Consider the following 20,200-nt stretch of genomic DNA (forward strand, 5'->3'; position numbering starts at 1 on the left):
TCAGCTCCCGAGGCTCCCGGAGCCCCCCGAGCCCTCGAAGCCCCCGAAGCCCCCGAAGCCCCCGAAGCTCCTGAGCAGCTCGGCCTCGCGCTCGGCGTCGAGCCACACGAAGGGCCGGTCGCTGCGCTGCGGCGCGCTGCCGCCGATCGATTCCAGCCACGCCCAGGTGTCCCGGACGGTCTCGGCCACCGGCCGGCAGCGCAGGCCGGTGGCCACCGCGCGGTCGACGTTCGCGTCGTGCAGGTAGTCGTGCAGGTCGCCCGGCGGCACCCAGATCGGCAGTTCCGTCCACGGCTCGACCCCGGCCGCCACGATCCGCTCCGGGTCCGTCCAGCGCAGGCCGGCGTCCGAGCCGGTGGCGCGGACGCACTCCTCCAGGACCGCCCCGATGGTCGCGTGCCCGGGCGGGCTCACCAGGTTGTACGCGCCGCCGAGCCGCGCCGCGGTGGCGTCCAGCATCCAGGCGGCGAGGTCGCGGGCGTCGATGTACTGCAGCGGCAGCCCGCGCGGGCCGGGGGCGAGCACCGGGCCGCCCCTGGCGATCCGGTTGAGCCAGTACGGCAGCCGGCCGATGTTCTCGTACGGGCCGAGGATCAGCCCGGCGCGGGCGTACACCGCGCTCCCGCCGAACTCCTCCTCCAGGGCGAGCTCCGCGCCGCGCTTGGCCTCGGCGTACGGCACCTCGCCCGCAGCGTCCGGCGTGGCCTCGACGACCGCGGCGGACTCGTCGGCGGCGGCGGGCTTCGGGTAGTCGTACACCGAGCAGCTGGACACGTACGCGTAGTGCCCGACCCTGTCCTTGAGCAGCCGGGCGCTCGCCCGGACCGCCGCCGGGGCCCAGGACCAGGTGTCCACCACCGAGTCCCACTCCCCCGCCGCCAGGGCGTCGAGCCCGCCCTCGGCGGTGCGGTCGCCCCGCAGCACCGTCACGCCCTCGGGCGCGGGCTGCGTGCCGCGGTTGAGGGCCGTCACCTCCCAGCCCCGTGCCACCGCCTCCTCGGCGATGGCGCGTCCGACGAACTTCGTTCCACCCAGCAAGAGAAGCCTCATGCCGACCACCCTGTCCTGCGGGTGGCCGGCATGGGAACGGCTGCCTGCTGTCGGCAGAATCGCCGAGAGCGGAAACGCCGGTGGAGCGGGTGACGAAGCGGCCGCCGTCGGCGGCGGAACGCGGCTGAGGGTGGCGGAACGTACCCGAGTGTGGCCGAGTGTGGCCGAGCGTGGCCGAACGCGGCGAAAAAACGTTACGCCACGGAGCGGTGGTCGGGGTCGTGCATCTCGCCGACCAGCTCCTCCAGGACGTCCTCCAGCATGACCACGCCGAGCGTGCGCCCGTCCTGGTCGAGGACGGCCGCCAGGTGGCAGGCCGCCCGGCGCATCGCGCCGAGCGCGTCGTCCAGCGGGAGGCCGCCGCGCAGCACCGTGATGGGCCGCCACAGGCGGGCCGGGACGGGCAGCGACGGGTCCTCGACGTCGAGGATGTCCTTGAGGTGCAGGTAGCCCAGGTAGCCGTGGCCGGCCGGGTCCCCGTCGGTCACCGGGAAGCGCGAGAAACCGGTGCGCAGCGCCAGCTCCTCGACCTCCGCGGCCGTCACCTTGGTGTCCACGGTGACCAGCTGCTCGGGCCTGAGCAGGACGTCGGTGACCGGCCGGTGGCCCATCTCCAGCGCGTCCTCCAGGCGCTCCTGGCGCTCCTCGTCTAGGAGCCCCGCGTCCCGGGAGTCGACCAGCAGGTACATCAGCTGCTCGGTGGTGAACACCGACTCGACCTCGTCCTTGGGCTCGACCCGGAACAGCTTCAGCACGCCGTTGGCGAAGGCGTTCAGGAAGCCGATCACCGGGGCCAGCCAGCGGGCCAGGCGGTCCAGCGGCGGGCCGAGCCACAGCGCGGCCTTCTCCGGCCCGGCCAGGGCGATGTTCTTCGGCACCATCTCGCCCATCACCATGTGCAGGAAGACCACGACGGCCAGCGAGATCCCGTACGACAGCGGGTGCATCAGGCCGGACGGGATCCCGATCGCGTGGAACGGGCCCTCCAGCAGGCTCGCGATGGTCGGCTCGGCGAGCGCGCCGAGGCCCAGCGAGCAGACGGTGATGCCCAGTTGGGCGGCGGCGAGCATCGCGGAGACGTTCGACAGCGCGTGCAGCACGGTGCGGGCGCGCTTGTGGCCCGCCTCGGCGAGCGGTTCGATCTGGCTGCGGCGCACCGAGATCACCGCGAACTCGGCTCCGACGAAGAACGCGTTGCCGAGCAGGAGCAGGAGGGCGACGGCCAGTTGGAGCGCGGTCATCGGGTCCCGTCCTCGTCGTCGAACTCCGGGTGCGCGGTGCTGCGCTCCACCCGGACCTTGCTGGTGCGGTGCCGGTCGACCGCCTCCACGGTCAGCAGCCAGCCCGGCAGGTGGGCCTGCTCGCCCGGCTGGGGCAGCCTGCCGAGCAGGTCCGCGACCAGGCCGGCCAGCGTCTCGTACGGGCCCTCCGGGGCGTGCAGGCCGATGGCCTCCAGCTGGTCGGTCCGGGCGCGGCCGTCGGCCTCCCAGACCGGCCGGCCGTCGACGGGCGGCAGCGGGACCAGCTCGGGGCTGTCGGCCGGGTCGTGCTCGTCCTGCACCTCGCCGACGATCTCCTCGACGATGTCCTCGACCGTGACGACGCCGGCAGTGCCGCCGTACTCGTCGACCACGATCGCCATCGGCTGGAGCCGGCGCAGCTGGTCGAGCAGGCGCTCGGCGGGCAGCGTCTCGGGCACCAGGAGCGGCGGCGAGGCCAGCTCGGCGACCCTGGTCCGACCGCGGTGGACGGCCGGGACGGCCAGCGCGTCCTTGAGCGTCACGGTGCCGGTGACCTCGTCCAGGCTGTCGGTGTAGACCGGGAAGCGGGACAGGCCGGTCGCCCGGGTGAGGTTGACCACGTCGGAGGCGGTCGCGTCGCGCTGCAGCGCGGCGACGTCCACGCGCGGCGTCATCACTGACTCCGCGGTGAGCTCGCCGAGGCCGAGGGTGCGGACGAACAGCGTCGCCGACTCCTCGTCTATCGCGCCGGCCTTGGCGGAGTGCCGGGCCAGCGAGACCAGTTCGGCCGGGGTGCGGGCGTGCGCCAGCTCCTCCTGCGGCTCGATGCCGAAGGCGCGGACCGTACGGTCGGCGGCCCCGTTGAGGAAGCTGATCAGCGGACGGCAGGCGCGCGAGAACGCCATGTGCGGCGCGGCCACCGCGCGGGCCACCTGGAGCGGTCGGGAGATGGCCCAGTTCTTCGGGACCAGCTCGCCGATCACCATCTGCAGGACGGTCGCCAGCAGCATGCCGAGGATCACGGCGGTGGCGTGGGCGGCCGCGTCGGGCAGGCCGATGGCATCGAACACCGGGCTCAGCAGGGTCGACAGCGCCGGCTCGGCGAGCATGCCGACCACCAGCGAGGTGACGGTGATGCCCAGCTGGGCGCCGGAGAGCTCGAAGGAGAGGTGGCGCAGGGCCCGCGCGACCCGGCGGGACTTGGCGTCGCCGGCCTCGGCGGCGCGCTCCACCGCCCCGCGCTCGACGGTCACGAAGGCGAACTCGGCGGCCACGAAGAGGCCGTTGGCGAGGATGAGCAGGACGGCCGCGAACAACAGCAGCCAGGCGGTGATCACAGTGCCGCCTGCCTTCCGGGGGCCGGAAGTGAGGCGGCGCAGGTACTACTACCGGACGGATCGTCCATCGAGGGGGAGTGTCACTCCTCAGGTCGTGTCGGGCGGGGCGGCAACTTTGCCCCGCTTTTACCAGCGTAGACCATAGCCGTTTCGACCGTTATCCGACCGCGATCCGGCTGCGGTTCGGCCGCAGCTCGGCTGCGGTTCGGCCGCGGTTCGGCCGCGGTTCGATTCCGGGAGGAGCGTTCGGGCCCTGCTCAGGCGGCGTGCGCGTGGTACTCGACGAGGTCGCGCAGCGCGCGGGCGTTGGCGATCGCCTGGGCCTTGCCGACGCCGGACTGGATGCCGACGGCGGCCAGCGAGGTGCCGTCGGACAGGTCGAGCGTGGCCCACGGGTCGCCCTGGCGGAAGTTGACCCGGACGATCTCGGCCCAGGCCAGTCGGCGGCGGCGCACGAAGTTGACCACCGTCACGCCCTCCGCGTCCGCCGTCACCCGGGGGCGGGCCAGCATCAGGCCGACGCACGCGAACGCGACGCCGCTGCACAGCATCATGATCCGGTCGTTGAGCTGCCAGGTCTCCGGGAGCACGAGCGCCATCCCGGCGAACAGCACCACCAGCAGCGCGCAGACCGGCAGCAGCACGGCACGGGTGCGGCGCGGGGCCCAGGTGACGGGGTACTCGACGGGCGTGGACACGTGGATCTCCGGTGGGGGTGGTTCGGTCGGGGGCGGTTCGGTCAGGGGTTGTCCGGCGGCGGACAGCGCGAGGGCGGGGACGCCGGTCGGCGTCCCCGCCCCATTCAACCCTTGCTTACCTGCGCGCGGACCGGAGGCCCGCGGGACGCGAGGTCAGAGGCGGCAGGCGTGGATGTTGGTGACCAGGATCGCCCGGGCGCCGATGCCCCACAGGTCGTCCATGATCTGCTGCGCCTCCTTGCGGAGCACCATCGCGCGCACGGCCACCCAGCCCTCGGTGTGCAGCGGGGAGACGGTCGGCGACTCCAGGCCCGGGGTGAGGGCCACGGCGGCGCTCACGTTCTCCGCGCGGATGTCGTAGTCCATCAGCACGTAGCGGCGGGCCACCAGCACGCCCTGGAGGCGGCGCAGGAACTGCTCCACCGCCGGGTCCTCGCCGGCGCCCTTCGGCCGGATCACGACGGCGTCGGAGATCAGGATCGGCTCGCCGAACACCTCCAGGCCCGCGTTGCGCAGGCTGGTGCCGGTCTCCACGACGTCGGCGATCACGTCGGCGACGCCCAGCTGCACCGCGGTCTCCACGGCACCGTCCAGCTTGGTGACCGTCGCCTTCACGCCGTGGTCGGCGAGGTGCTGCTCGACCAGGCCGGTGTAGGAGGTCGCGATGCGCAGGCCCTCCAGGCCCTTCACGTCCTCGACCGGGACGCCCAGGGGACGCGCGAAGCGGAAGGTCGACCCGGCGAAGCCGAGCGCGAGCACCTCCTCGGCGTTGGAGTGCGAGTCCAGCAGCAGGTCGCGGCCGGTGATGCCGACGTCCAGGCGGCCGGAGCCGACGTAGACAGCGATGTCGCGCGGGCGCAGGAAGAAGAACTCGACCTCGTTGTTCGGGTCGACGAGAACGAGCTCCTTGGGGTCCTTCCGCTGGCGGTAGCCGGCCTCATGGAGCATCTCCGCCGCGGGACCCGAGAGAGAACCCTTGTTGGGGACGGCGATGCGCAGCATGGGAGGTCGGTTCCTTACCTGTTGGGAGGGGTGCTGGTGGGAGCGGTCTGTTAGAGGTACTTGTAGACGTCGTCGAGCGTCAGGCCACGGGCGATCATCATCACCTGAAGGTGGTAGAGGAGTTGCGAGACCTCCTCGGCCGTCTGCTCGTCCGACTGGAACTCGGCGGCCATCCAGACCTCGGCGGCCTCCTCGACGACCTTCTTGCCGATCGCATGGACGCCCTGCTGGACGAGCTGCGCGGTGCGGGAGGACGAGGGGTCGCCGGTGGCGGCCTTCTGCTGGAGCTCGGCGAAGAGCTCCTCGAATGTCTTCGAAGCCATGATGGGACTCACCTTACGGCGTGCGGGCGGACCGACGGTAAACGGTCCCGGACCGTGGACAGTCCATTGGACGTCCACGGTCCGGGACCGTGCGCGCGTGGTGATGCGATCGGTGACGCGCGTGGCGGCGCGATCGGTGACTCGCGTGCCGGCGCGATCGGTGATGCGCTCGGTGACGCGTGCGTCAGCCGAGGTCGCGCAGCGTCACCGCGGTGGCGACGGCGGCCGTGACGGCCTCGTGGCCCTTGTCCTCGGCGGAGCCGGGCAGGCCCGCGCGGTCGAGCGCCTGCTCGTCGTTGTCGCAGGTCAGCACGCCGAAGCCGACCGGAACACCGGTGTCCACGCTGACCTGGGTGAGGCCGGCGGTGGCCGCCTGGCAGACGTAGTCGAAGTGCGGGGTGCCGCCGCGGATGACGACGCCGAGGGCGATCACGGCGTCGTAGCCGCGGTCGGCGAGGCGCTTGGCGGCCACCGGCAGCTCGAAGGTGCCGGGCACGCGCAGCACGGTCGGCTCGGTGACGCCCAGTTCCTTGAGCGCCCGGTGGGCGCCGTCCAGGAGGCCGTTCATCACCTGGTCGTGCCACTGGGCGGCGACGACCGCGACCTTGAGGTCGGCGGCGCCGTCGATGGTCAGCTCGGGGGCTCCGTGGCCGCTCATGTTCGCTACTTCCTGTCCTGTGCGTCGTGCGGGTGGGTTGGTGCGGGTGGGCTCGGGGCGGTCAGGAGCCGAGGCCGGGCAGGTCGTGGCCCATCCGGTCGCGCTTGGTGCGCAGGTAGCGCAGGTTGTGCTCGCCCGGCGCGACCTCGACCGATTCACGCCCCTTGACCTTGAGGCCGTGCTCGGTGAGCGCGGTGAGCTTCTCGGGGTTGTTGGTGAGCAGCGTCAGCGAGCGCACGCCGAGGTCGACGAGCATCTGGGCGCCGATGCTGTAGTCGCGGGCGTCGGCCGGCAGACCGAGGTCGAGGTTGGCGTCGACGGTGTCCCGCCCCTGCTCCTGGAGCTCGTAGGCGCGCAGCTTGTGGGCCAGGCCGATCCCCCGGCCCTCGTGCCCGCGCAGGTAGAGGACGACGCCGCGGCCGGACTCGGCGACCCGGCGCAGCGAGGCCTCCAGCTGCGGGCCGCAGTCGCAGCGCAGCGAGCCGAAGACGTCGCCGGTGAGGCACTCGGAGTGGACGCGCACCAACACGTCCTCGCCCTCCGGCAGCCGCCCGTCCGGGCCGAGTCCGCCGGCGACCAGGGCGATGTGCTCGACGCCGTCGATGGTGCCCTTGTAGGCGACGGCGGTGAACTCGCCGTGGACGGTGGGCAGGGCGGTGGTCGCGGCACGGTCGACGTGCAGCTCGGTGCGGCGGCGGTAGGCGATCAGGTCCTCGATGGAGATGATCGCGAGGCCGTGCTCGCGGGCGAAGGCGACCAGTTCGGGCAGGCGGGCCATGGTGCCGTCGTCGTTGACCACCTCGGCGATCGCGCCGGCCGGCGCCAGCCCGGCGAGCCGGGCCAGGTCGACCGCGGCCTCGGTGTGGCCGGGGCGGACCAGCACGCCGCCCTCGACCGCGCGCAGCGGGAAGACGTGGCCGGGGCGGGTGAGGTCGCCGGGCTCGGTGCCGGCCGAGGACAGCAGGCGGACGGTGCGGGCGCGGTCGGCGGCGGAGATGCCGGTGTCGACCCCTTCGCGGGCGTCCACCGAGACGGCGTACGCGGTGCCCTTGCGGTCCTCGTTGACCTGCGTCATCGGCGGCAGCTTGAGCCGGTCGAGCTCGTCGCCGGTCATCGGGGCGCAGATCACGCCGGAGCTGTAGCGGATGGTGAAGGCCATCAGCTCGGGCGTCGCGGCGGAGGCGGCGAAGACGATGTCGCCCTCGTTCTCGCGGTCCTCGTCGTCGACCACGATCACGGCGCGGCCGAGGGCGATGTCGGCGATCGCCCGCTCGACCGGGTCGAGGACGAACTCGTCGGCGTCGCCGTCGTTCTGACGGGTCGTCAAGCTGCTCTGGCGGCTCATGCGGTGACTCCCTGCGGGACGGTGGCGGACTGGGGACGCTGCTCACGGGTGCTCAGCCACCACGCGCGCAGGCCGAGCAGCACCAGGACGAAGTAGATCGAGTAGGTGAGGCCGGAGAAGGTGTAGCCGCTGTTGAACGCGAGCGGGACGCCGACCACGTCGACGGCGATCCAGGCGAACCAGAACTCCAGCCAGCCGCGCGCCTGGGCGACCATCGCGGCCAGCGTGCCGACGAAGATGTAGGCGTCCGACCAGGGGCTCCAGGAGAGCGTCGGGTAGGCCTTGAACAGCAGCCCGAGCGCGACCGTCCCGGCGGCGGTGCCGGCCACCAGGGCCGCCCGCTCGGGCCAGGTGGCGAAGCGCACGGCGATCGTGCCGGTGTCCCGGCGGCCACGCTGCCACTGGGCCCAGCCCCAGGCGGCGGTGACGATGACGATCAGCTGCTTGCCGATCAGGCCCGGGACATGGCCGCCCAGGTAGGCGGCGATCAGCACGGCGCCGGAGAGCAGCTGGACCGGCCAGCTCCACACCGAGCGGCGCCAGCCGAGCGCGAGTCCGGTCAGGCCGAACACGTTGCCGATCATGTCGGCCCACTTCACGTGCTCGCCGAGGACGGTGAAGGCTTCGGAGCTCAGCCAGCTCACTTGGATTCCCCCGTGGTTTCGTTCGCGGTGTCGAGGTCGTTCAGGCCGTTCAGGCCGTTCAGGTTGGGGAGGTTGGGGAGGTTCGGCAGGGTGCGGGACTCCAGCAGCCGCTCCACGTACTTGGCGAGCACGTCCACCTCCAGGTTGACGCTCGCGCCGACGGTCTTCGCGCCGAGCGTGGTCAGCGCGAGGGTGGCGGGGATCAGGCTGACGGTGAAGCTGTCGCGGGCGGCCTCGACCACGGTGAGGCTCACGCCGTCGACGGTGATCGAGCCCTTCTCCACCAGGTAGCGGGAGATGGTCTCCGGGAGGCTGAACCGCAGGACCTCCCAGCGGAGTTCGCCGGCCGCGTCGCGCTCGCCGGGCTCGCGGGCCAGCAGCCTGCCGGTCGCGTCGACGTGCCCCTGGACGAGGTGGCCGCCGAGCCGGTCGCCGAGCGCCATGGCGCGCTCCAGGTTGACCGGCGAGCCCGGTGCGAGCTCGCCCAGGCTGGAGCGGTGCAGCGTCTCCGCCATCACGTCGGCGCTGAACTCGCCGGTGCCGGCCGCCAGTTGCTCGGGGGTGTCGACCACCGTCAGGCACACGCCGTTGACCGCGATCGAGTCGCCGTGACGCGCACCGGAACAAACCACCGGGCCGCGCAGGCGGATTCGCGAGGAGTCGCCGATCTCCTCGATCGACACGACCTCGCCGAGCTCTTCGATGATGCCGGTGAACACCCGGGTTCTCCTCGCGCTTGGGGCGCGGACTCCGGGGCGGCAAGGGGAGATGACACGGACGGGCACCGGTGCACGGAGCCGGTGGCACACCCGTCTCCGGGGTACCGCAGCAGCCGGGAGATCGCTCGCCCGGCACGGAAGCGCGTGCGCTCCCGCCGTCCACCTTCCCGCGGACCACCGGGGGGCCACGGGTACTGCTCTTCGTCCGCCCGCGCACGCCTCCCATCCGGACTTTAACCGTCGGTCCAGGAATTTCACCTGGTCAACCGCCCGCTGGCTGCGGACGGGTCGCGGACTGTAACCGCCGGTTCGGATTTTCACCGACCCCGGAGTGCGCTGAACGTCACTGCTGTTGCGGTCATTGTGCCACGGCGCGCGCAAGGCCAGCGAGAGGCTTTCGCTGTGGGCTGTTTCACGTGAGGGCGGGGAATGCGCGGCGCGCTCGTGGTCGCGGCGCGCTCGTGGTCGCGGGGCGCTCGTGATCGCGGGGCGACCGTGGGCGCGCGGCCGTGCGGTGGTGGTCGGCGGGGTGGGGGCGCAGGCTGGTGATGGTGGGGGTGTTCACGGAAGGTGAGGAAGCTCCGGGGTCCGGAGCTGTGGAGGCGAGAACGATGAAGTTCATGGACGTCCACCACGGGATGGCCGGGATCACCGGCGACCAGCTCAAGGCGGCCCACGACGCCGACCTGGCGGTTCAGGGCGACGAGGGCGTGCGGTTCGAGCAGGCGTGGGCCGACCCCGAATCGGGCACGGTGTACTGCCTCTCCGACGCGCCGTCCAAGGAGGCCGTGCAGCGCGTCCACACGCGTACGGGCCACCCGGCGGACGAGATCCACCCGGTGCCGCTGCAGATCTGAGGCCGCCGAGTGCCAAAGCCCGGCGGGCCCCAGAACCTGGCGGGCCGCCGAGCCCGGCGGGCCTCAGAGCCTGGCGGGTGCGGCGATCGGCATGAAGTGGCTGACCACGGGCGGGTGCGCGAGGTAGCTCAGCTCCCCCTCGGACCAGACCGGCCGGATCCGCCACATCGGCCCGGCGTACCCGCGCAGGGCCTCCTCGTCGCGCCACCGGCTGACCACGAGCACCCGGTGCCCGTCCTCGGTCACCGAGCGCAGCAGCTCGCCGCCCAGGCAGCCGTCGGTGCTGCCGAGCTGCGGGATCACCTTCGTCGTGAGCAGCGTGCAGAATTCCTCGACGCGCCCGGCCATGACCTGCCCGGCCCAGATCCTGACGATCACGACCACCACCTCCCGCGGAAGTCCTTGGCCCCATTATCAGCGGAATCGGCGGAAAAGCGCTGGTGGGGAGGGGTGGACTCGGATTCGCCCCGGCCGGTGCCTTGACCCGCCCGGCTAGATTCGCCGGTATGACCAGCACATCGGAAACTTCCCTTCCGTCAACCGCCGGGCAGGACGGGCCGCACGGCCTCTTCGCCGCGCTCGACGCCGGCGCCCTGCGCACCGCCGAGCAGCTGCGCGAGGTCTACGAACAGCCCGGCCAACGGGCGCGCCAGAAGCAGGTGGACCGGCTGCACGAGGTCGCGCGGCAGCTGATCGCCTGCTCGTCGATGGTCTTCGTGGCCAGCTCCGACGCCGGGGGCCGCTGCGACGTCTCGCCCCGCGGCGGGCCGGCCGGGCTCGTCTCGGTGCTCGACGAGTACACGCTGGCCATACCGGACGCCACCGGCAACAAGCGCCTGGACACCCTGAACAACATCCTGGAGAACGGCCGGGTCGGGCTGCTCTTCGTCGTCCCCGGGCGGGACACCACCCTGCGCGTCAACGGGCGGGCCTGCGTGTCCACCGACCCGGAGCTGCTGCGCCGGCTGACGGCCGTCGGCAAGCCGCCGCGCAGCGCGATCGTCGTGGGCGTCGAGGAGGTGTACGCGCACTGCCCGAAGTCGTTCCTGCGCGGTTCGGCGTGGAAGCCGGAGAACTGGCTCGCCAAGGACGCACAGCCGAGCTCGGCGGCGGTCACGCTCTCGCACCTGCGGGACGGCGGGCTGACCATCGAGATGATCGAGCAGGACGAGCGGGACGCGCTGCAGTACCGGTACGAGTAGGGGCTGCCGGAGCCCGGCCTGTCCGTCCGCGTCGGCCCGCATCCGTCCGCGCCGGTTCGCGTCGGTTCACGTTGTTCGCTCCGGTTCGCTCCGCCTGCGTCCGTTCGCGCGGCGGAGGTGCCCGGGCCGCGGGCGGCGGCTTGAATGGGCGGATGGACTGCGTCTTCTGTGCGGTCGTCGCCGGCACCGAGCCCGCGCACCGGGTGCTGGACGACGAGGCGGCGGTGGCCTTCCTGGACCGCCGACCGCTCTTCCCCGGGCACGTCCTCGTCGTCCCGCGCACCCACCACCGCACCCTCGCCGACCTGCCGGCCGCCGACGTGGGGCCGTTCTTCCTGCGGGTCCAGCGGGTGGCCGCCGCCGTGGAGCGCGGGCTGGGCGCGGCCGGGAGCTTCGTCGCGGCGAACAACCGGATCAGCCAGTCGGTGCCGCACCTCCACGTCCACGTCGTGCCGCGCAATCCGAGGGACGGGCTGCGCGGCTTCTTCTGGCCGCGCGGGACGTACCCGGACGAGGCTGCGGCGGCCGAGGTCGCGGCGCGGCTGCGGGCGGCACTGGCGCCGTAGGGCGGGGCGGGGTCCCTTTCGGATTTCGTAAGCGCCTTTGACCAAACCCCTTGACAGGTATAGACCATAGCGGTTCAGTCGTCATCACCCCCACAACTCCCCCACTGCACGAGGGTGATGACGTGTCAGTCAAACGCGCATTCGCGCTGCTCTCCGCCATGACGACGGCGCTGGCCGTCCTCCTGCTCTTCCCGGCCGGCGCCGGCGCCGCCACCTGCGGCACGCCGTGGAGCTCCTCGGCCGTGTACACCGGCGGAGCCGCCGTCTCGTACGGCGGGCACAACTGGACCGCCAAGTGGTGGACTCAGAACGAGCCGCCCAGTACCGGCGGTTCCGGCGTCTGGTCCGACCAGGGCGCCTGCGGCGGCTCCGGCGACCCGTCGCCCACACCGACCCCCACCCAGCCCGGTCCGGACGGATTCCCGGTCAGCCAGGCCCAGTTCGAGCAGATGTTCCCGAACCGGAACCCCTTCTACACCTACCAGGGCCTCCTCGACGCGCTCCCCGCCTACCCCGGCTTCACCACCACCGGCAGCGACACCGTCCGCCGGCAGGAGGCCGCCGCGTTCCTCGCCAACGTCAGCCACGAGACCGGCGGGCTGGTCTACGTCGTCGAGCAGAACACCGCCAACTACCCGCACTACTGCGACGCTTCGCAGCCCTACGGGTGCCCGGCCGGGCAGGCCGCGTACTACGGGCGCGGGCCGATCCAGCTCAGCTGGAACTTCAACTACAAGGCCGCCGGGGACTCGCTCGGGATCGACCTGCTGGACAGTCCGGGCCTGGTGGAGACCGATCCGGCCGTCGCCTGGAAGACCGGCCTCTGGTACTGGAACACCCAGAACGGGCCGGGCACCATGACCGCGCACGACGCGATGGTCAACGGCGCCGGCTTCGGCGAGACGATCCGCAGCATCAACGGCACGCTGGAGTGCAACGGCAACAACCCGGCGCAGATGCAGCACCGGGTCAGCCTGTACCAGGGGTTCGCGCAGCTCCTCGGCGTGGATCCGGGGGCGAACCTGACCTGCTGACGCGCCCCGCCCGTACTTCGCCCGTACTTCGCCCGGCCCGTACGTCGCCCCGCATTCCGCCCGTACTTCGCCTGTACTTCGGCGAGCGCAGCGGGGCGTACTCCCGGGGACGCACGGGGAGGCGGCGCAGATCACCATGAGGGCTGACGAATCGGCAGGTGGGCGGGCCTAGGCTCACAGTCATGAACGAACTCGCCTGCCTCGTCCAGCGGACGGCCGACCGGCTCGCGGGCCAGCACGTCGGCGCGGTGGTCGCCGGGCTGGCCGGCGGCGCCGTGGAGATCCACGGTGCCGGGCGCACCGGTCCGGGCGGCGGCGCGCCCGGACCGCGCACGCTGTTCGAAATCGGTTCCGTCACCAAGGTGTTCACCTCGCTCGCGCTCGCCCGGATGGTGCTCGACGGCTCCACCGCGCTGGAGGAGCCGGTCGCCGCACTGCTCCCCGGCGGCACCGCGCTCCCCGTCCGGGGCGGTCGGGAGATCACCCTGAAGGACCTCGCCACGCATACCTCGGGACTCCCCCGCCTGCCCCGGGGCGTCCTGGTGGCCAGTCTGTTCACCTCGCGCCGGTCCGATCCGTACGCGCACTGCACAGCGGAGCACGTCCTCGCCGGACTCGGCCGCACCAAGCTGCGCTCGGCGCCCGGGCGCAGCTTCCGCTACTCCAACCTCGGCGCCGGGCTGCTCGGTCTCGCGCTGGCCGAGCGGGCCGGGGTCGGGTACGAGGAGCTGGTGCGCCGCGAGGTCTGCGCGCCGCTCGGGCTCGGGGACACCGTCGTGACGCCCGGTGAGGAGCACTCCGACCGGCTCGCCCGGGGGCACTCGGCGGCCGCACGGCCGGTGCCGTACTGGGACCTCGCCGACCTGGGAGGCATGGGGGCGCTCCGCTCGACCGCCGCCGACCTCTCGATACTCCTGCGGGCCCAGCTGGCCGCCGGCCGCGAGCCGGACGGGCCGCTGGCGCCCGCGATCTCGCTCACCAGGGAGGTGCGGCACCGCGTCAACCCGTTCGCCTGGATGCACCTGGGGTGGCTCGGCCACCGCCTGCACACCCAGCAGGGCGGTCACCTCCAGATCTGGCACAACGGCGGCACGGGCGGGTTCCGGTCCTTCGTCGCCTTCGATCCGGAGAAGCAGGTGGGGGTGGTAGTCCTGGTCAACAGCGGGCGGTCGGCCGATTCGGCGGGGACGGCGCTGCTGCGCAGGTTGCAGAACGAGTTCGCGACGGCGGTGTAGCCGGCGCGGAGAGGCGGAAGCGGCAGAAGCGGAGGGACGGAACCGGAGGGGAACGGAAGCGGAGAGGCGGAAGCGGCGAGGCGGCGACGAGCCCGATAGGGTTGGATTCTCGAACTCACTAGATCTATAGTGAGTTTGCTTTTCCAACTACCCTCTCAGGTCCCCAACACCCAAGAAGGGCGGCCGTCATGCGTGACGCCGTGATCGTCGAAGCCGTCCGCACCCCCGTCGGCAAGGGCAAGCCGGGAGGCTCGCTGGCCGGCGTCCACCCGGTCGAGTTGCTCGCGCACACGCTCCAGGCCCTGATCGGGCGCAGCGGCATCGATCCGGCCCTGGTCGACGACGTGATCGGCGGCTGCGTCGACCAGGTCGCCGAGCAGGCGATGAACACCACCCGCTACGCGTGGCTCGCGGCCGGGTTCCCGGACTCCGTCCCGGCGACCACGGTCGACCGGCAGTGCGGCTCCTCCCAGCAGGCGGTGCACTTCGCCGCGCAGGGCGTGATCGCGGGCGCCTACGACATCGTGGTCGCCTGCGGGATCGAGTCGATGAGCCGCGTGCCGATGTGGTCCAACGTGCCGCCCGGCGCCGATCCGTTCGGCGCGTCCGTCGCCGCCCGCTACCCCGGCGGGCTGGTCCCGCAGGGCGTCAGCGCCGAGCTGATCGCCGCGAAGTGGTCGATCTCGCGCGAGGAGATGGACGCCTTCGCCGCCGACTCGCACGCCAAGGCGGCACGGGCCCACGCGGACGGCCTGTTCACGGCCGAACTCGCACTGGTCCCCACCCCGAACGGGCTCGTGACCATGGACGAGTCGGTGCGGCCGGGCACCACCCCCGAGGTGCTCGCCGGGCTGCGCCCCGCCTTCGAGGACCCGGGCTACGCGGAGCGCTTCCCGCAGATCTCGTGGTCGGTGACGGCGGGCAACAGCAGCCCGATCAACGACGGCGCCTCCGCCGTCCTGATCACCAGCAGCGAGACCGCCGCCCGGCTCGGCCTGCGCCCGCTGGCCCGGTTGCACTCCTTCGCGGTCACCGGCTCGGACCCGCTGCTGATGCTCACCGGCGTGCTGCCCGCCACCGACAAGGTGCTGCGCCGCTCGGGGCTCTCGCTCGCCGACATCGACCTGTTCGAGGTGAACGAGGCCTTCGCGAGCGTCGTCCTGACCTGGCTCCGGGAGACCGGCGCCGACCCGGCCCGGCTCAACGTCAACGGCGGCGCGATCGCCCTCGGCCACCCGCTGGGCGCGAGCGGCACCCGCCTGATGACCACCCTGGTCCACGAGATGCGCCGGCGCGGCGCGCGGTACGCGCTGCAGACGATGTGCGAGGCGGGCGGCCTGGCGAACGCGACGATCCTGGAGTCGATCGCCTGACGCCCGGAGTCGGTCGCCCGACGGCGGGGCCGGTGCACCCCTAGGGGTGCCCGTAGGGGCCGTATGTCGACGGCCGTCGTACTCTCCGGTGGAACCCCTACGCCGCTGAGGCGACGTCAATTCCCTTGCGCGGCACATACGGTCCTCGCATGACCGGAATTCGTCGCACTGCCGCGGCGGCGGCCCTGCTGCTCGCCCTGCCGCTGTCCGTCGTCGCCGCCGCACCCGCGCTCGCCGCCTCCCCACCCGCGGCCGCCGCGGCCACCTCTCCCGGCACCGCCGGCACCCCGGCCACCACGCCGGCCGCCGTCCACGTCGAACTCCCGCGCCCGACCGGGCCGCACGCGGTCGGGCGGGAGATCCTGCACCTCGTCGACCAGGACCGGCCCGACCCGTGGGTGCCGTCGGCGGGTCCGCGCCAGCTGATGGTGTCGATGTACTACCCCGCCAAGGCGGGCACCGGCGGCCCGGCCCCGTACATGACGCCCGAGGCCGCGCGGATGCTGCTGGACGCGAAGCTGCCGGGCAACACCATCCCGACCGAGGCGATCACCGCCACCCGGACCTGGGCCGAGTCCGACGCGCGCCCCGCGCCCGGCCGGTACCCGCTGATCCTCCTCTCGCCCGGCTTCACGATGCCGCGCACCTCGCTGACCAGCCTCGCCGAGGACCTGTCCAGCCGCGGCTACGTCGTCGCGCTGATCGACCACACCTACGAGAACACCGGAACGACCTTCCCCGACGGGCAGACGCTCCCCTGCGTCATGTGCGGCCAGCTGAAGACGCCGGAGGCCTGGGCGGGCCTGGACCGCAGCCGCGCGAAGGACGCCTCCTTCGTCCTCGACCAGCTGACCGCCCACCCCCACCCCGCCTGGCGTTACTCGCGCATGATCGACCCCGACCGCATCGGCATGGCCGGCCACTCCGCCGGTGGTGCGGCGACCGTCCCGGCCCTGCTCACCGACGACCGGATCCAGGCCGGCGTGGACCTGGACGGCAGCATGGACGTCACCGTGCCCGCCTCCGGCATCGGCGGCAAGCCGTTCATGATGATCGGCCACCCCCTGCCGGACGGCGAGGAGGACACCAGCTGGACCGAGAGCTGGCCCAACCTCGACGGCTGGAAGCGCTGGCTGACCGTCGCGGGCACCAACCACCCCTCGTTCACCGACTTCCCGCTGTTCCTCGACGCACTCGGCCTCCCCGACACCGGCCGGACGATCCCCGCCCGGCGCGCGCTCTCGCTCACGCGCGAGTACGTCGCGGCCTTCTTCGACCTGCAGTTGAAGGGCGTCGACCAGCCGATCCTCGACGGGCCGACGGCGGAGAACCCGGAGGTCGGCTTCCACTCGTAGGCGCCGGCCGCGAGCGTCGCGAGGCCGTCGGCACGGTGCCGGCGGCCTCGTCGGCGTCCCCGCGCCCCGGCGGGGCCGGGCGGCGACCGGCAGGCCGGACGGCAGCCGGGCGGGGCAGGCGGCGACCGGGCGGGTGGGCGGCGACCGGCAGGCCAGACGGCAGCCGGGCGGGTGGGCCAGGGAACGCCCGGGCGGGCTAGGAAGCGGCCGAGGCGAGTGGTTCGAGCAGCCGGTGCGGGCCGGCCAGCGCGAGCGAGACCGGGTCGGTGCGCGGGGCGCCGCCGCGGCCGGGGTTGGGCCGGATCACGACTTCGGCGGGCGGGACGAACCGGCCGCAGTGCGGACACGCGCCCGTGCGGTCGAGGTCCGTGCCGCAGGCGGCGTGCGCGAAGAGGTGGCGCGGACCGTCCGGGGTGGCGTGCCGACCGCCCCAGCGGCTCAACAGGTAGAGCGGCGCCCACAGTTCGAGTCCGGCCTCGGTGAGCAGGTAGCCGTGGCGCAGCGGCGCGTACTGGTACGGCTCCTTGCGCAGGACGCCGGCGGCGACGAGCGTGTTGAGGCGGGCGGTGAGGACGGCCCGCGGGATGCCGAGGTGGACGAGGAAGTCGTTGAAGCGCTGCACGCCGTAGAAGGCGTCACGCACGATCAGGAGGCTCCAGCGCTCGCCGACCACCTCCAGGGCGCGGGCGAGTGCGCAGTCCTGCAGTTCGTAGTCGGTTCCGAGCGCCATGGCGGTCAGCGTAGTCCAGTCGCCCAGTGGGTTCAATCAACAGACTCTTGGTGGTAGCGTGCTGCCCGGAAAGCAGGTTCATTCACCAGACCCACTGGACCCACCGCCGCTCCCGGAGGGAACGCCGATGTCCCCCGCACCAACCGGCCCCGTAACCGGCCCCGTGCCCGTCCGGCCCGGTGCCACCCTGTTCACCGCCGCGGTCGCCACCGCGCTGGTCACCGTCGCCTACACCGCCCCCACCGCCTCGCTCGCCGCCACCGCCGAGGCGGCCCACCTCGGGGCCGGCGGCCGCACCTGGATCCTCACCGGCACCCTCGTCGGCATCTCGGCCCTGCTGCTCACCGCCGGCAGCGCGGCCGACGACCACGGGCGCAAGCGCGTCTTCACCTTCGGCGTACTGCTGTTCGCCGCCTCCGAGGCGCTCGCCGCCCTCGCCCCCGGCGGCGCCGCCTACCTCACCGCCCGGGTGCTGCTCGGCGCCGGTTCGGCGGCGATCCTGGCGCCCGCGCTCGGGCTGATCAGCCACGCGTTCCCACCCGGACCGGCCCGGATCAGGGCGCTCGGCGTGTGGGGTGCGGCGGTCGGCCTGGGCATCGCGATCGGCCCGGTCTACGGCGCGCTGGTCGCGCAGTGGGCCGGGTGGCGGGCGGTCGGCGGCGGGCTCGCCGTCGTGTCCGCGGCGCTCGCGGCCCTCGCCTCGGCCGTCCTTTCCGAGTCACGGGCCGACCGGCCGCGCCCGCTCGACCCCTGGGGCGTCCTCACCCTCGCCGCCGGAACGACCTTGCTGATCGCCGGACTGGCCGAGGGCCGCACCGGCTGGGGCCGGCCCGCAGTACTGGTGCTGCTGGCGGCCGGGGTGCTGCTGCTCGCACTGTTCGCCCTGGTCGAAGCCAAGGTCCGGGAGCCGATGCTGGACCTCTCGCTGTTCCGCAGCCCCGGCTTCATCGCGGCCACCGGCGGGGCGATGTTCACCGGGCTGTCGATGGTCGGCTTCATGAGCTACCTGCCCACCCTGCTCCAGGGCGTCCTCGGCCTCTCCGGGCTGGCGGTCGGCGGGGTGCTGGCCATCTGGTCGGGCCTCTCGGTCCTCGCCGCCCTCCAGGCCCGACGGCTCGCGGCCCACCTGGCGGCGACCACCCAGGTCGCGGTCGGGCTGCTGATCTGCGGCATCGGCGAGGCCGGCCTGTACGGGCTGGGCCCGGACTCCACCTGGGCACGGCTGGCGCCCGGGCTCGCGGTCGCGGGCATCGGCAGCGGCGTGCTGAACGCCGCCCTCGCCCGGCTCGCGGTGAGCAGCGTCCCGGCCCACCGGGCGGCCATGGGATCCGGCGCCAACAACACGTCCCGGTACGTGGGTTCGGCCCTGGGCGTGGCGGTCACGGTGGCCGTGGCCGCCTCCGCCCACCCGACCACCCCCGGCCACGAGGCAGCGGCCCGCGCCCTGGCGGCGGGCACCGACCGCGCCGTCGTCGTAGCGGCCGTCCTGTGCTTCGCCGGAGCCCTGCTGGCCCTGGCCTCCCGCGCTGCCGAATCCCGCAGGACGGGAGCCGCGGAGGGGGCGAAGGCCCCGACACGGGAGCGAGTTCCCACCAGTTGAGGGCCCACAGAAAGTCGCCCCACCCGACTTCTGGCGCCGCCCCACCACAGCAGAACGCCACCAACCCAATCGTCCAGGCCCGGCGGCTCCCCCCACTCGCGCCAAAAGTCGGCCCGCCCGACTTCTCACGCCTCCGCCTGCCCAACACAGAGCACAAAACCGAACCGGCCGACGCCCCATCCCGGAGCCAAACGCCACCCAAACGACGAAGCCCCACCCCGCGCCAAAAGTCGGCCCACCCGACCCCTGGCGCCCCCCACGAGCCCAACCCGGACCACAAAACCAAACCGACCCACGCCCCCCACCCCGGAGCCAAAAGTCGGCCCAACCGACTTCCAGCGCGCCCCCTGCCCCAGCAGAGCCAGAATCCACCCAAGCGACGAGGCCCGCACTCCGCACCAAAAGTCGGCCCACCCGACTCCTGGTGCCCCACCCCAACCCAGAGCGCTCAACCGAGCCGGGAGGAACGGACCGAAAAGTCGACCCGCCCGACTTCCAGCGTCTCAGCGTCAGGCAAGCCTGCGCCCCACGGCCAGCCGGCGTCGAAAGACGCGGGCGGCCGCCAGTGCAGAAAGTCGATTCGGCCGACTTTCCGTCGCTGTGTGTGAGGGCAGTCGGGGGCCGGAAGAACAAGTCGGCCACGTCGGCCTCCTCTCGCGTGCGCGGAGTCATGGAAACGCAGGGCGCAAGTCCGCGAGATCAAATCCCGTGCACGAGCAGGCCGCGCAGGAAGTCGGCCACGACGACTTCTCGCGACCCCGGCGATGCCGACCGGGGCAGCGGGCCAGCGGAGCAAGCCGGTGAAATCGACACGCCACAACCGGGCCCACCACACAGGAAGTCGGCCAGGACGACCTCCCGCAACCCTGGCGATACCAGCCGAGGCAGCGGGCCAGCGGAGCAAGCCGGTGAAATCGACACGCCACAACCGAGCCCGCCACACAGGAAGTCGGCCAGGACGACCTCCCACGACCCCGGCGATACCGACCAGGGCAACGGGCCGGCGGAGGAAGTCGGCCAGGACGACTTCCCGTGGCCTGTCCGGCCGCGTGAGAAGCCGGTCGCATCGACTGCCTGTGGCTCTCGGAGAGTCGACCTGTGAGAGCAGGGAGCCCTACCGACTTCGCTTGCCGGATCGGGGGGGTCTGTACGGTCTTCGGTGTAACTCCCGATCAAGGAAGAACACCTGATGAGCGACGTGATCGTCTCTGCTGAGGCGGTTGAGGAAGTC

20 protein-coding genes and 1 riboswitch are annotated in these 20,200 nt (G+C 72.8%); of the genes, 8 read left to right on the forward strand and 12 right to left on the reverse strand.

The features are described from left to right. The 10 genes from ACFVSN_RS42385 to ACFVSN_RS42430 form a co-directional block, all read right to left on the reverse strand. Nucleotides 1-1,050, reverse strand: a complete 1,050-nt coding sequence (locus tag ACFVSN_RS42385; RefSeq protein WP_387958833.1) for an NAD-dependent epimerase/dehydratase family protein — start codon at nt 1,048-1,050, stop codon at nt 1-3. A 194-nt stretch (nt 1,051-1,244) separates the two neighbouring features. Beyond that, nucleotides 1,245-2,291: a hemolysin family protein gene (locus ACFVSN_RS42390; protein ID WP_380497289.1), complete on the reverse strand. Its 1,047-nt coding sequence runs from the start codon at nt 2,289-2,291 to the stop codon at nt 1,245-1,247. Continuing rightward, nucleotides 2,288-3,628: a hemolysin family protein gene (locus ACFVSN_RS42395; protein ID WP_387958835.1), complete on the reverse strand. Its 1,341-nt coding sequence runs from the start codon at nt 3,626-3,628 to the stop codon at nt 2,288-2,290. The genes ACFVSN_RS42390 and ACFVSN_RS42395 overlap by 4 nt, the downstream gene beginning before the upstream one ends. Before the next feature lie 257 nt (nt 3,629-3,885). Next, on the reverse strand, nt 3,886-4,326 hold the full coding sequence (locus ACFVSN_RS42400; protein ID WP_387958837.1) for a PH domain-containing protein: 441 nt from the start codon (nt 4,324-4,326) through the stop codon (nt 3,886-3,888). 153 nt (nt 4,327-4,479) lie between these two features. Then, nucleotides 4,480-5,328, reverse strand: coding sequence for an ATP phosphoribosyltransferase (gene hisG, locus ACFVSN_RS42405; RefSeq protein WP_380507558.1), 849 nt, complete (start codon nt 5,326-5,328; stop codon nt 4,480-4,482). 50 nt (nt 5,329-5,378) lie between these two features. Beyond that, nucleotides 5,379-5,651 (reverse strand): phosphoribosyl-ATP diphosphatase, encoded by a 273-nt coding sequence (locus ACFVSN_RS42410; protein WP_030242547.1) that lies wholly within the window; start codon nt 5,649-5,651, stop codon nt 5,379-5,381. 184 nt (nt 5,652-5,835) lie between these two features. Beyond that, nucleotides 5,836-6,309, reverse strand: coding sequence for a 6,7-dimethyl-8-ribityllumazine synthase (gene ribH / locus ACFVSN_RS42415; protein WP_380438923.1), 474 nt, complete (start codon nt 6,307-6,309; stop codon nt 5,836-5,838). Between the two features lie 61 nt (nt 6,310-6,370). Then, nucleotides 6,371-7,654, reverse strand: coding sequence for a bifunctional 3,4-dihydroxy-2-butanone-4-phosphate synthase/GTP cyclohydrolase II (locus tag ACFVSN_RS42420; protein ID WP_387593584.1), 1,284 nt, complete (start codon nt 7,652-7,654; stop codon nt 6,371-6,373). Beyond that, the gene (locus tag ACFVSN_RS42425; RefSeq protein WP_359963820.1) at nt 7,651-8,238 is read right to left on the reverse strand and encodes a nicotinamide mononucleotide transporter family protein; all 588 of its coding nucleotides are present in this window, start codon (nt 8,236-8,238) and stop codon (nt 7,651-7,653) included. The genes ACFVSN_RS42420 and ACFVSN_RS42425 overlap by 4 nt, the downstream gene beginning before the upstream one ends. Nucleotides 8,239-8,294: 56 nt before the next feature. Then, entirely contained in the window at nt 8,295-9,017 is a 723-nt protein-coding gene (locus tag ACFVSN_RS42430; RefSeq protein WP_387958840.1) for a riboflavin synthase, read from the reverse strand. Nucleotides 9,018-9,227: 210 nt separating this feature from the next. After that, nucleotides 9,228-9,355: riboswitch (FMN riboswitch) on the reverse strand. Between the two features lie 273 nt (nt 9,356-9,628). Between ACFVSN_RS42430 and ACFVSN_RS42435 the strand changes: the two genes are divergently transcribed. After that, nucleotides 9,629-9,874: an SCO4226 family nickel-binding protein gene (locus ACFVSN_RS42435; RefSeq protein ID WP_380438917.1), complete on the forward strand. Its 246-nt coding sequence runs from the start codon at nt 9,629-9,631 to the stop codon at nt 9,872-9,874. A gap of 63 nt (nt 9,875-9,937) precedes the next feature. Here ACFVSN_RS42435 and ACFVSN_RS42440 read toward each other — a convergent pair whose 3' ends face one another. Then, nucleotides 9,938-10,252, reverse strand: coding sequence for an antibiotic biosynthesis monooxygenase family protein (locus ACFVSN_RS42440; RefSeq protein ID WP_380438915.1), 315 nt, complete (start codon nt 10,250-10,252; stop codon nt 9,938-9,940). A gap of 128 nt (nt 10,253-10,380) precedes the next feature. On the opposite strand from ACFVSN_RS42440, the gene ACFVSN_RS42445 reads away from it, so the two are divergent. From ACFVSN_RS42445 to ACFVSN_RS42470, 6 genes are all read left to right on the forward strand, one after another. Beyond that, nucleotides 10,381-11,076, forward strand: coding sequence for an MSMEG_1061 family FMN-dependent PPOX-type flavoprotein (locus ACFVSN_RS42445; RefSeq protein ID WP_387958842.1), 696 nt, complete (start codon nt 10,381-10,383; stop codon nt 11,074-11,076). 152 nt (nt 11,077-11,228) lie between these two features. Then, complete coding sequence (locus tag ACFVSN_RS42450) at nt 11,229-11,642, forward strand: HIT family protein (RefSeq protein WP_387593590.1); 414 nt, start codon at nt 11,229-11,231, stop codon at nt 11,640-11,642. Between the two features lie 158 nt (nt 11,643-11,800). Then, nucleotides 11,801-12,676 (forward strand): glycoside hydrolase family 19 protein, encoded by an 876-nt coding sequence (locus ACFVSN_RS42455; RefSeq protein WP_387958854.1) that lies wholly within the window; start codon nt 11,801-11,803, stop codon nt 12,674-12,676. A gap of 182 nt (nt 12,677-12,858) precedes the next feature. Continuing rightward, nucleotides 12,859-13,911 carry a serine hydrolase domain-containing protein gene (locus ACFVSN_RS42460; RefSeq protein ID WP_387958843.1) on the forward strand — a complete coding sequence of 351 codons (1,053 nt, stop codon included), beginning with the start codon at nt 12,859-12,861 and terminating at the stop codon, nt 13,909-13,911. A 188-nt stretch (nt 13,912-14,099) separates the two neighbouring features. Then, complete coding sequence (locus tag ACFVSN_RS42465; protein WP_387958845.1) at nt 14,100-15,284, forward strand: thiolase family protein; 1,185 nt, start codon at nt 14,100-14,102, stop codon at nt 15,282-15,284. A 149-nt stretch (nt 15,285-15,433) separates the two neighbouring features. Then, nucleotides 15,434-16,639, forward strand: coding sequence for an alpha/beta hydrolase family protein (locus tag ACFVSN_RS42470; protein WP_387958847.1), 1,206 nt, complete (start codon nt 15,434-15,436; stop codon nt 16,637-16,639). A gap of 196 nt (nt 16,640-16,835) precedes the next feature. On the opposite strand, the gene ACFVSN_RS42475 is transcribed toward ACFVSN_RS42470, so the two are convergent. Continuing rightward, nucleotides 16,836-17,369 (reverse strand): winged helix-turn-helix transcriptional regulator, encoded by a 534-nt coding sequence (locus ACFVSN_RS42475; protein ID WP_387958848.1) that lies wholly within the window; start codon nt 17,367-17,369, stop codon nt 16,836-16,838. A 127-nt stretch (nt 17,370-17,496) separates the two neighbouring features. Between ACFVSN_RS42475 and ACFVSN_RS42480 the strand changes: the two genes are divergently transcribed. Next, a complete protein-coding gene (locus ACFVSN_RS42480) occupies nt 17,497-18,969 on the forward strand; it encodes an MFS transporter (protein WP_387958850.1) in 1,473 nt (490 codons plus the stop codon). Nucleotides 18,970-20,200: the final 1,231 nt, after the last annotated feature.

Origin of the sequence: Kitasatospora sp. NPDC057904 (genome assembly GCF_042887925.1) — a bacterium.
Lineage (GTDB): Bacteria > Actinomycetota > Actinomycetes > Streptomycetales > Streptomycetaceae > Kitasatospora.